The sequence below is a fragment of the Faecalibacillus sp. TM498 genome (assembly GCF_020589955.1).
In the GTDB taxonomy this organism is placed as follows: Bacteria; Bacillota_I; Bacilli_A; order Erysipelotrichales; family Coprobacillaceae; genus Faecalibacillus; species Faecalibacillus intestinalis.
This window is the reverse complement of the sequence record NZ_JAJDKB010000008.1, coordinates 20,687-33,026: the sequence shown is the minus strand read 5'-3', so window position 1 is coordinate 33,026 and position 12,340 is coordinate 20,687. Positions and strand designations below refer to the sequence as shown.

Annotated in this window: 8 protein-coding genes; 6 read left to right on the top strand and 2 right to left on the bottom strand. The window is 28.6% G+C overall.

Annotated features, from left to right (window positions below; genetic code table 11):
- Positions 1-417 precede the first annotated feature (417 nt).
- Both LJD32_RS03955 and LJD32_RS03950 read right to left on the bottom strand, forming a co-directional pair.
- Entirely contained in the window at positions 418-702 is a 285-nt protein-coding gene (locus LJD32_RS03955; RefSeq protein WP_227391796.1) for a hypothetical protein, read from the bottom strand.
- Positions 703-764: 62 nt separating this feature from the next.
- A complete protein-coding gene (locus LJD32_RS03950; protein WP_227391795.1) occupies positions 765-1,205 on the bottom strand; it encodes a transposase in 441 nt (146 codons plus the stop codon).
- A 357-nt stretch (positions 1,206-1,562) separates the two neighbouring features.
- On the opposite strand from LJD32_RS03950, the gene LJD32_RS03945 reads away from it, so the two are divergent.
- The 6 genes from LJD32_RS03945 to LJD32_RS03920 all read left to right on the top strand — a co-directional run bounded on the left by LJD32_RS03945 (position 1,563) and on the right by LJD32_RS03920 (position 12,294).
- Positions 1,563-3,767, top strand: coding sequence for a GGDEF domain-containing protein (locus LJD32_RS03945; RefSeq protein ID WP_227391794.1), 2,205 nt, complete (start codon positions 1,563-1,565; stop codon positions 3,765-3,767).
- Positions 3,768-3,779: 12 nt separating this feature from the next.
- Entirely contained in the window at positions 3,780-5,459 is a 1,680-nt protein-coding gene (locus tag LJD32_RS03940) for an EAL domain-containing protein (RefSeq protein WP_227391793.1), read from the top strand.
- Positions 5,460-5,573: 114 nt separating this feature from the next.
- Positions 5,574-7,613 (top strand): polyphosphate kinase 1, encoded by a 2,040-nt coding sequence (gene ppk1, locus LJD32_RS03935; RefSeq protein ID WP_227391792.1) that lies wholly within the window; start codon positions 5,574-5,576, stop codon positions 7,611-7,613.
- Positions 7,614-7,623: 10 nt separating this feature from the next.
- Entirely contained in the window at positions 7,624-8,691 is a 1,068-nt protein-coding gene (locus LJD32_RS03930; RefSeq protein ID WP_032090684.1) for a 6-phosphofructokinase, read from the top strand.
- Between the two features lie 76 nt (positions 8,692-8,767).
- Positions 8,768-9,898 carry a GGDEF domain-containing protein gene (locus tag LJD32_RS03925; protein WP_227391791.1) on the top strand — a complete coding sequence of 377 codons (1,131 nt, stop codon included), beginning with the start codon at positions 8,768-8,770 and terminating at the stop codon, positions 9,896-9,898.
- Between the two features lie 29 nt (positions 9,899-9,927).
- A complete protein-coding gene (locus LJD32_RS03920; protein ID WP_227391790.1) occupies positions 9,928-12,294 on the top strand; it encodes a diguanylate cyclase in 2,367 nt (788 codons plus the stop codon).
- Positions 12,295-12,340 lie beyond the last annotated feature (46 nt).

Below are 12,340 nucleotides of genomic sequence, written 5' to 3'. Positions count from 1 at the left end.
AAGGGGTAAGCAAGATGGATATCTATGTAGAATTAACTTATTGTATGAATGGTATCTTATTTATCATGACTTATGAAATGATTTCATTATTGCTTAATATTCGTTGGTCTTTTATGAAAATTCTTTTCTTGAGTTTTTTAAGTAATATATCAGTTATTCTCATTTATATAGACTATTTGCCATATATAAGTTTTTTATACTGGTTTGTCCTTTTTTTATTTTTTTTCTTAATTAACCATCTGACACATGTGCATAGTATGGTTCGGATAAATTGAGTACAGTAATAATTGCTTTTTTAGGACATGGATGTGATTTCAAAACATATTTCTTTATTTTTGTTCATGAAGTTCTTTCCAGTATATCTATGGTTGAAACGCCATTCTTGTTCATTCAAAAACAAAGGTAAGTCACGTTTAGTTACTCCATGATATATACCTGTAATATTATTTTTATATCACCAATTAATACACTAAGCCAATACAATCTATGATTTTCTTCATCATAGAGTATTTTTTCTGATTTTAATGTTATTTTATCAGTTAATCCTAAAAAAGTTGTTTTTCCATCAGTGTTTAGTATTCTTTCTTTTGAAAGTATTGCTTTTTTTGAGATGAATCTAACAATATTATTTGTACTATCTACAGCTACTGACATTAATTTTAAAAAATTTGGATATTTATTTTCTTTATCTGTTGATAACATTACTAAAAAGGGTTGCTGTTCAGTAGCAACTCCTTGTTTGTGTTTTTCTTTACTTTTTGAGCCTATATAAGCAACGTCTGCTTCATAAAAAAGCTATCCAGAATTTTTTCACTGTTACTTTGGGACATAAGAATCCTACATTTTCTACAAAGTAATAGCGCTGTTTTATAATTTATTTCTAATTCATTAGCTAATTCAATCGCAGAAAGACCTTTATTTGCCGTAAAAAAGAGATACATTCCTAAAATTAATTTATAAAGATCTAACTTATTATCTTGAAATATAGTATTAGAAAGTAGGTAATGTTGATGACCACATTCTTTACATTGAAAGACGTCACCTCTTTTAATAGAATAGTAATGTGTACATCCACATTTTTCACAGTAAAAGCCAACAGGCCATTTCATTTTGAAAAAAAATTTTACACATTCATTATGATTATTTGCATATTTTCTAGTTAAAGTAATTAAAGAATCCTTTTTTGGTTTTTGATTTTTAGCCATAGTAACCTCTTTAAGACAAGTATATAATATTTTAAAGAAGTGATAGATAATACTCCTCGGTTTAAAGTGATAATAACGGTGTTAAATCAAAAGATGTGTCAGATGGTTAATTAAGTTTTTTAACAATGTAATCGCTTTTATTTTTGCTTTTGATAAGAATAAATTGATTTTTATCTAAGAAAAAATATAATAAACATCATAGACAAATCATGAACAGGTTTTTCTTCCTTAAATAATTTTTTGACAATAACATTTTGAAATTTGTACAAGACTTGTAGAATTTATCTGAAGGCCATTTGGTCTTTTTTTTATCTTTTTTATAGGTTTGTGTTATAATTGATGAAAAGAGGTGAAAAAATGGAACACTCAATTAAAGCAGGACTTATGATTACAAGTGCCTCTGATTATAATATGGAAATATGTCGAGGAGCAAATGAAGCGTGTAAAGAACTGGGAATAGAACTTGTTATCTTTTTTGGTGGTTCAGTTGATCCAAATGTAAAGTTTGTACAATCTTCTGATTATCAAAAAGCAAATGTCTATGCTTTTGCAAATTATTTGGATTTAGATTTTTTAGTTATTCCCGCTTCAAGTATTTGTCGTACGGATCAAAAAACAAGAGAGGCTTTTCCAAAATATTTTCATATACCAGTTGTTACTTTAAATTCACAAATAAAAGGTTATCCTTTTGTTATCTATAATAACAAAAAAAGTGTTTATAATGCTGTAAGTTATATGATTGAAAAAAATCATTGTCAACATATTGGAATTATTACTGGTTATGATAGCGGGGTTACTGCCAAACAAAGACTTGCAGGTTATCAAGAAGCTTTATCAAGTCATGATATGCCTTTTGAAGAAAAATATATTTTATCAACACCGGGTTATAATATTGATTCAGGGAATTTAATGAATAAATGGCTTCAAGAAAATCCTGAATTAGATGGAATTATGTGCGTGACGGATGATATTGCTTATTATTTATATCGTGAATTAGAAAAAATAGGAAAACGTGTAGGTAAAGATATTATGGTGTCTGGTTTTGATGATAAACCAGAATCAACACATATGGTTCCACCACTTGCTTCTTGTCATGCGGATGCTTCTTTTATTGCTTATTTAGGAATAAAACAAGGCTATGATCTTTATAAAAATGGTTCTACACAAAATCAATACATTGATGCCCATTTTATTCCTCGTCTTTCTGTTGATTGTGAAAACTATGAAGAAACTGAAATTGGTGAATTTATTCGTTTTTGTAGAGCTGAAAAAGAAAGTAATGAATATATAGCTCAAGGAATGACACAATATGTTTTTGATAATAAATTGGTTTATAGTTCCAATTATCAAAAAACTGTATGGAGTTTCTTTACTTATTTATTGGATCTTTCGGTAAAAGATTGTACGAAACATCGCGTTTATCAACAAATAGGAGATTATATTAATTTGATTTTTAATGAAGATGATATTCGTTATTTGGATTTAGAAAGACTCTTTTTATGTCTATCATTTTTAATAAATACTGAAAACTACCTCAACATGGAAGATAAAATAAAACTCCAATCTTTTAAACAATATATTTATTTACAAATGATTAGTAGTTATAATTATCTTCTTTTGTTAAAAGAAAAGCGCTATACAAGGAGAATGAGAAGTATTGGACAAGTGAATAAAGGGATGTTGTTTGAATCATTGAATGATGATATTTATGCTATTGCGGATAATATACCTTCTCTAGGTATTCATAATGCACAGCTTTATCTTTTTGAAACACCTGTTATGACTTATGAATTTAGACCATTTATCATGCCAAAAACAATGGAATTAATTATAAATGTAGAAAATGGTCAAAGACAGCCTATTAAAAATACACATGTGTTACTAAAAGATGTTTTAAATCTTGCAAAGCAACCTTATAAAATACTTACAAGCATTTACTCTAATGAAAATTTTTATGGCTTTTTGGTGACGGATTGTACATATTTTGATTTAGAAACACTTGAATATCTTTCTAATCAAATTGGGATATCTTTAAATGTCAATGCCATTGTTAGAGAACTAAATAGTATTTCTAATACAGATGAATTAACTCATGTTTATAATCGACGAGGACTTATTCAAAATATTAAAGTTCTTTATAAAAAATATAAAGAACTTTCCAAAAATCTTTATTTCTTTATAGGGGATTTAGATAATTTAAAATATATTAATGATACATTTGGACATGACCAGGGAGATAAAGCAATTCAAACAGTGTGTGAAATACTAAATGATATTTTTCAAACACATGCTGTTATTGGACGCTTAGGTGGCGATGAATTTGGTATTGCGTTTACTTGTAAAAATGAAGATTTTATTATTCAAATTGATTCATTAATTCAAGAAAGAACACAATACTTTAATAAAAAATATCATTTACCTTATTATGTTAGTTTATCCTATGGAATAAGTGTCTTTGACTATAATAGTCCTTTTGATTTAAATCATACCATTAGATTGGCAGATACATTAATGTATGAAAGAAAAAAGGAAAAACATATACAAAGAGGAAAAAAAGGATAAGGAGGAACTGTTTTGAAAAAAAATAAAATAAATCTTTCAAGAGAACAATTGGAAGAAGCTATTCAATTATTTAATCGAAGTATGGATGATTATTTATATCTTTTTGATATTCAAAATGATTATTATAGTATTTCAAAACATGCCGTAAGTCGTTTTTGTTTGCCAAATTATCATTTTTGTGATGCAACAAAAGCCCATAATTATTTTGTTTATGAAGACGATCTCCCTTTATTATTTGATGAGTTCAATAAAATTAAATCGGGAGAAATTACGGAGCATAGTTTACATTATCGTTGGTTAGATCGACAACATAATCCAGTTTGGGTCAATTGTCGAGGTGATGTGATTTTAGATGAATTTAATAAACCTTTATACCTTATTGGTTGTGTTAATGAAATTGGAAAAAGACAAAAAGCAGATAATATTAGTGGACTTTTAAGAGAACCAAGTTTAGAGGAGTATGTTTCTTCTAAAAGTAAAAATAATATTACAGGTTATTTTATGCAAATTGGTATTGATGATTTTGACGAAATCAATGGGCGTTTTGGTTTAAAGTGTGGAGATGAAATTTTAAAACAGTTTTCTATGTGTATGCAATCGTGTATCAATGAAAATCAAAAGATTTACGAATTGGGGAATGGCCGCTTTATAATTATGGACTTAGCAAATCACTCAAAAGAAGATATCTTAGAACTTTATGATGAATTAAAAAAATCAGTTGAGGTTGCTTTAGAAGAGAATGTATATCGCGTGGTTTATACGATTTCAGTAGGGATTGTTGAGATTGATAAAAAAATGAAAGATTATGATACACTTATTAAATATTCAGACTTTGCCTTAAACGAAGCTAAGAAAAAAGGAAAGAATAGTTGTTATTTCTTTACACAAGATAAATATAAACAATTCATTCGAAGAAGAAAAATTCGTGTTGAATTACAAAATGCAGTTGATCACAATTTTAAGAATTTTGATGTTTATTACCAACCAATTATTGATATACATACAAGAAATCTTATAGGTGCAGAAGCTTTAATGCGTTTTAAAATGAAAAGAAATGAACAAATTGAATTTATTTCACCAGCAGAATTTATTCCTATTTTAGAAGAATCTGGTTTAATTATTCCTGCTGGTCGTTGGATTTTAAGACAAGCAGTTGCTTGTTGTAAAAAGTGGCAAGAATTTATTCCTAAATTTAAGGTGAATGTTAATTTGTCCTATGTACAAATTATTAAAAGTAAGATCTTAGATGAAATTAAACAAGCTTTAAAAGATTTTAACTTAAAACCTGCTTTGTTAGGAATTGAGGTAACAGAATCAGGTTATTTAGAAAATACATATCATTATAAAAAACTTTGGTCATCATTGAAAGAAGAAGGGATTACGCTTATTTTGGATGATTATGGAACAGGTTATTCAAATGCATATCGTTTAAGTGATTTAACACCGCATTATATTAAAATAGATCGTGTTTTAACCCAAAAAGCACTTTCTTCAAATTATGAAAGAAGTATTTTGATTTATATTATTGAAATGGCACATTCTTTGAAATTGAATGTATGTATTGAAGGTGTTGAAACGGAAGAAGAACTTCAAGAAATCAAAAAATTAAATCCAGATTATATTCAAGGTTATCTTTTTGGAAAACCAACACCAGAAGATGAGTTTTATAATCGACAAATTAAGAAAAAATAATTCTTCTTTTTTTGAATTTTACATAAACTTGATAGATGGTAGATTGTTGAAAGTATAAAATGTTTTTATATTAAATAAGAAAGAGTGTATAAATTATACATTGGGGGAATAAAAATGAACGTATGCCGAGAAAATAGAGAGTTATCATGGCTTAAATTTAACGATCGTGTTTTAATGCAAGCAAAAGATCCACAAGTACCACTTGCGGAAAAGTTAAGCTTTATTTCAATTTATCAAACAAATTTAGATGAGTTTTTTATGGTACGTATAGGATCACTTTATGACCAAATGTTATTTTATCCAGATTCCAAAGACAATAAAACAGGAATGACGGGTTTAGAACAATTAAAAGCCTGTTTAAAAAAAGTCCATTATCTTAATAAAAAGAAAGATCGTATTTATGAAAATGTGATGTCAGAACTTGGACGATCAGGATGGTCAGTAATAAAATATAAAGATATTGAATGCAAGGAAGACCGTCGTTATTTTGCTGATTATTTTGAAAGAGAATTACTACCACTCATCTCACCACAAGTTATTTCTAAAAGACAACCATTTCCATTTATCAACAATCGTGAAATGTATGTCGTTGTACGCCTTGAATCGAAAAAAGGTAAAAGAAAAATGGGAATTATTTCTTGTGCTAATGCGATGGATGAAAGACTGATTGCACTTCCAAGTCAACCACAAAAATTTATTTTAGTAGAAGATATTATTTTACATTTTGTTTCACGTATTTTTTCTAAATATACTGTAAAAGAAAAAGCACTTATTCGTGTAACAAGAAGTGCGGATATTGATGAAGATGATCATTCATTAGAAGGACATGAAGATTATCGAGAAATGATGGAAAACTTAATTAAACAAAGAAGAAAACTTTCGCCAATGCGTTTAGAAATGACGCCAGGATTAGGCGAACTTGAAGTACTTATGTTGATGAATTTCTTGAATTTAAAGAAAAATCAAGTTTTCATTAATAATTCACCTCTTGATTTTGGTTTTGTGGGTGAATTAAGAGAGCGTTTAAGATATATTTGTCCAAGTATGTTCTATAAACGTTTAGAAGCAAGAAATAATGCATTCGTTGAAAATAGAGTACCAATGATTAAACAAATCTTAAAAAGAGATTTATTACTTTCTTATCCGTTTGAATCTATGTCACCATTTTTAAGACTTTTAGATGAAGCAAGTAATGATAAAAATGTGGTAAGTATTAAAATGACACTTTATCGTGTAGCAAAGAATTCTAAAATCGTAAAATCTTTAATTAAAGCAGCAGAAAATGGAAAAGAAGTTGTTGTTTTAGTTGAATTAAGAGCGCGTTTTGATGAAGAAAATAATATTGGTTGGTCGAAACGTTTAGAAGAGGCCGGATGTCGTGTGATTTATGGTTTAGATGGTTTAAAAGTGCATTCTAAATTATGTTTAATCACGTATAAAAATGAAAAAGGAATTCAATATATTAGCCAAATTGGTACGGGAAATTATAATGAAAAAACATCAAGACTTTATACAGATTTATCATTAATGACTTCTAAATATGAAATCGGAGAAGAAATTAATGGAGTCTTTAATCATTTATGTTTAGGTGAAACCGAAAATCATACAGATTTACTCATGGTAGCACCACATTGTATGATCAGTCATATCTTTAAGTATATCGATGAACAAATCGAACTTGCTAAACAAGGAAAAGAAGCTTATATTGGCTTTAAATGTAATTCAGTAACAAGTAAAAAGATGATTGATAAGCTTATTGAAGCAAGTCAAGCAGGGGTTCAAATTGATATGGTTGTAAGGGGAATTTGTTGTATTATTCCTGGTGTTGAAGAAGCAACGGAAAATATCCGAGTTCTATCAATTGTTGGAAGATATTTGGAACATTCTAGAATTTATATTTTCGGTAAAAATAATCCAACTGTTTATATTTCTTCAGCTGATTTAATGACACGAAATCTTGAAAGACGTGTTGAAGTGGCAGCGCCTGTATTAGATGAAAAATTAAAACATAAGTTACTAACAATGTTTGATTGTATGCTTCGTGATAATGTAAAAGCATGTTCATTAGAAAATAATGGTAAATACAAACGTATAAAAAATAAAAATAGAGAAATGAATAGTCAAGAATACTTTTTTAAAAATGATGTGAAATAGGAGGAGTTTTATGAGAGTTGGAATTCTTACAAGTGGTGGTGATTGTCAAGCGCTTAATGCAACAATGCGTGGTTTAGTGAAAGCACTTTACCAACAAAGAAAAGATATTGAAATCATTGGCTTTTTAAAAGGTTATCAAGGATTGATGTATGAAAAATATAAAAAGATGTCTTTAAGTGATTTTGAAGATATTTTAAATGTTGGTGGAACGATTTTAGGTTCTTCACGTTGTCCTTTTAAAAAAATGCGTGTTATTGAAGATGGTTTTGACAAAGTTGAAGCTATGAAAAAAACATACAAGAAATTGAAACTTGATTGTCTTGTGGTTTTAGGAGGAAATGGTTCTTTAAAATCGGCTAACATGTTAGCACAAGAAGGTTTAAATGTGATAGGGCTTCCTAAAACAATCGATAATGATACATGGGGTACAGATTATACTTTTGGTTTTCAAAGTGCGGTCGATATTGCAACAAACTATTTAAATGAAATTGAAACAACCGCTAAAAGTCATAGTCGAGTTTTCGTTGTAGAAATCATGGGACATAAAGTAGGACATATTTGCTTACAGGCAGGTATTGCAGCAGGAGTGGATGCGATTTTACTTCCAGAAATTCCTTATGATATTAAAGTGGTTGCGAAAAAAATTAAAGAAAATCAAAAAACAGGAAAAGAATATACAATCATTGCTTGTGCAGAAGGAGCGATTAGTGAAGAAGATAGTCTTTTATCAAAGAAAAAATACAAAGCAAAAGTTGCAAGTCGTCAAGGACGTTCGGTTGCTTATGAAGTCGCTGAACAATTACAAGAGTTGATTCCTAATGAAATTCGTGTGGCGTTAGCTGGGCATATTCAAAGAGGAGGCAATCCTTGTGGTTATGATCGTTTTATGGCAACACGCTTTGGGGTATATGGGGCAAATCTTCTTTTAAACAAAGATTTTGGAAAACTTGTTGTTTTTGATAAAAATGAAATCAAAGCAATTCCTTTAAGTGAAACAGCAGGTAAATTAAAATTTGTTGATCCTGAGTGTGAAGTTGTTTCGAGTGCTAAAAAAATGGGGATTACATTTGGCGAATAAATACCGTTTAACGGTGTTTTTTTGCATTAGTAAATAGTGTATAATAAGGCTATATTGATATGAATGAAGGTGTATTATGAGTAGTGAAATAATGAGTTTAGAAATGGATATTTTTTGTTTATTGTTATTGATTCGAATTTTATATCAAATGTATATCAATCGTGAACAAAATGATCATTGGAACTATTTTTATTATACCATTGCTTGGGCTTGTGTTTATTTGTTTATGGATGCAATTTGGATCATGAATGTAAAACATTTTCTTACTTTTAGTAAGATTCAAAGTGGAATATTTAATAGCTTCTATTTTTGTTCACTAGCAATGCTTGTTTGTTCTTGGTATGTTTATGTCCAAAAAACACTTCATTCAGCTGTTTTGAAGCATAAAAAAATATTAGTGCTTACTTTTATTCCTCTCATCTTTTTTATAGGATCTTCTTTGCTTTCTTATTGGACACATGGATTATTTGTTATTGATCAAGTAGGAAACTATCATCGTGGCAAATTGTTACCATTCTATTTTTTTATTTTATTTGCTTATATCCTTTATCTTTCAATAAAAGCAGGATTTTTATCTAAAAAAGCAAAGAATTACTTATATCAAAAGGAATATAAAGTGATTGTTCGTTTTTCTTTTCTTCCTTTTATTACTGCGTTAATTCAAATTACAGTGGATCATTTACTTATTTTTAATCTAGGACTCACATATTCGATTTTTATTGTTTATAATTATTTTCAACAAAACCTTATTTCATTAGACCCGCTTACCAAAATCAATAACCGAGAACAATTGGATATTTATTTAACAATGAAAATGAAGGAAAATCATCAAAAAAAAGATCTTTATTTATTTTTATTAGACATTGATCAATTTAAAAAGATAAATGATGAACTTGGGCATGTTGTTGGAGATCAAATCATTTTAAAAACAGCTGATATTTTAAAACAAATTGCATATTTACATAATTGTTTTATTTCACGTTATGGTGGAGATGAGTTTATCATGGTATGTGAAAGAGATAAAAATGAGGAAATAACTCCTGTATTTAATGATTTACAAAGATTATTTCAACAATCTTATGAAGGTTTACCAGATTTTAGTGTGAGTATTGGTTATGCTAAATATGATGAGTCATTAAATTATATTCCAAAATTTATTGAAAAAGCAGATCGCTATATGTATTTAAATAAAAATGTGAAAAAGTGATAAAAATGAGTCATGGAAGGAGTATGTGTATGCCAAAAAGAAAAGCAAAAATATTGATTGTTGATGATGCCCAGATTAATCGAATAATTTTATGCGAATTATTGAGGAATCAATATCAAATTTTAGAAGCAGAAGATGGAAAAAAAGCTTTAGAAATGATAAAAGAAGATAAATCGATTGATTTAGTCTTATTAGACATTGTAATGCCTAATATGGATGGTTATCAAGTTCTTGAAAAGATGAAGGAACAACGTTATTTAGAATATCTTCCTGTTATTATTATTTCTTCAGAAGGAGATTCGACTTCTATGGAAAAGGCTTATGAACTTGGAGCAACTGATTATATCAGGAGACCTTTTGAAAGTTATATTATTAATCGAAGAATTAAAAACACTTTAATGCTTTATGAAAAACAAAAGAAACTGGTTCATTTAGTAGAACAACAAATTCAAAAAAGAGTAAACAATAATACGACATTAATCAATGTCTTAGGACATATCGTTGAATTTAGAAATGGCGAAAGTGGTTTACATATACAACATATTCAAACAATTACAAAAATGCTTTTATTACAAATGGGTAAAAAATCGCACGAATATAAGTTAAGTGATGCGGATATCTTACTTATTAGTACAGCTTCATCTTTACATGATATTGGAAAAATTTCAATTGATGAAAAGATTTTAAATAAACCGGGACGACTTACAAAAGATGAATTTGAAATCGTAAAACAACACTCTTTGATTGGTGCAGAAATGTTGAAAACAGTTCCTAACTACAATAATAATGATTTATTGGAGTATGCTTATCAAATATGTCGTTGGCATCATGAAAGATATGATGGACATGGTTATCCTGATGGATTAGTTGGTGATCAAATTCCTATTTCAGCACAAGTTGTTTCAATTGCGGATGTTTATGATGCTCTTACGAGTGAACGTTGCTATAAAAAAGCATATAGTCATGGACAAGCTATGAAGATGATTATTGATGGTCAATGTGGGGTTTTTAATCCCCTGTTATTAGAATGTCTTTGTGATATTAGTGAAGAAATGAAAGCTTCTTTATTTGAAAATGAAAATTATGCAGATCAAGCAGTTGTTTCAAAGATGACAGACGAGCTAGTTATTAAACAATTTAGAAGTGAAATGCCTAAAGAAAAAAATAATGAGTCTCAAAACAGAAAATTTTTTCAGGAAATGACATTTGAATACGATGCATTTAAAGATGCTGTTTATATTTCTTCACAAGCAGCAAAAGATCTAGGAATTGATGAAATAATTTATCACCCAAAAAATCATGAATTTTCTTTTTTTAATAAATCAACAATTAAATTACTTAAGGATAAACTCAAAGAAACAACACATTTAAATCCAGAGGTTGATTTAAAGATTTATGCACAAGTTGGAAAACAAAAACAATGGTATCATTTACAAGCAAGTACGCGATGGAATGGAAGTGTTTATAAAGGATTTGTTGGAAAACTAGTTAAAGACAACAATATTCAAGTTATACATAATATTCAAGAAAATATTTCTTTAAAATATACATATACTGAAATAAAAGATTTTATTGAATCCTTAAAAGATATTTTTACGGTTGTTCGTTTGATAGATTTTCGAAAACATCAATCCGCAAAAGCAGAGAATGATCAAATAGAAATTATTGAAGGCAATTGTTATGATTACTGGAAAAGAAAAGATGTTTGTGTCAATTGTATTTCTAAGCAAGCGTATATCAAAAAAGGGCAAGCTTTTAAATTAGAATTTGTTGATTATGACATTTATGCCATTATTGCGCAGTATGTAGAAGTGGATGAGCGTCCTTGGGTCTTAGAACTTGTTTATAAAACAAAAGAAGATATTATTTTAGGAGCTCATGGAAAAACACGATTCTTAGAAGATATCGTAACTTATAATAAAGAATACTATACAGATGTTTTGACTAATGCTTATAGTCGACGTTATTATGAAGAATACGTTCAATACATCAATGATGTATTAGCAGTAGCAATGATCGATGCCGATAATTTTAAGGCAATTAATGATCAATATGGTCATAATGCTGGCGATCAAGCAATCAAAGCTGTTTCTAAAGCTATTCAATCATGCATTCGAGCTGATGATATCTTTATACGTTATGGTGGGGATGAATTTTTACTTGTTTTCCAAGATATTCATTATGATACTTTTACAACTCGGTTGTATCAAATTAGTGAATGTGTAAAACAAACAAAAGTAGATGATTATGAAGATTTATCATTATCAATTACTGTTGGGGGTATTTATGGAAATTCAAAAGTCAATGATGCAATTAAAAAAGCCGATAAATTGATGTATGAAGGAAAGAAATCAAAGCGTTCGATCGTTGTAAAGAAAACAAGTGAGGTGGATTAAGGTTCACCTTTTGTGTTTGTCAAGTGATTTTACAATACTGAAAAAA

Bases quoted from the DNA above. Each gene is read 5' to 3' on its own strand.
- LJD32_RS03955 (WP_227391796.1), bottom strand. From the start codon at position 702: ATGTTATCAACAGATAAAGAAAATAAATATCCAAATTTTTTAAAATTA.
- LJD32_RS03950 (WP_227391795.1), bottom strand. From the start codon at position 1,205: ATGGCTAAAAATCAAAAACCAAAAAAGGATTCTTTAATTACTTTAACT.
- LJD32_RS03945 (WP_227391794.1), top strand. From the start codon at position 1,563: ATGGAACACTCAATTAAAGCAGGACTTATGATTACAAGTGCCTCTGAT.
- ppk1 (WP_227391792.1), top strand. From the start codon at position 5,574: ATGAACGTATGCCGAGAAAATAGAGAGTTATCATGGCTTAAATTTAAC.
- LJD32_RS03930 (WP_032090684.1), top strand. From the start codon at position 7,624: ATGAGAGTTGGAATTCTTACAAGTGGTGGTGATTGTCAAGCGCTTAAT.
- LJD32_RS03925 (WP_227391791.1), top strand. From the start codon at position 8,768: ATGAGTAGTGAAATAATGAGTTTAGAAATGGATATTTTTTGTTTATTG.
- LJD32_RS03920 (WP_227391790.1), top strand. From the start codon at position 9,928: ATGCCAAAAAGAAAAGCAAAAATATTGATTGTTGATGATGCCCAGATT.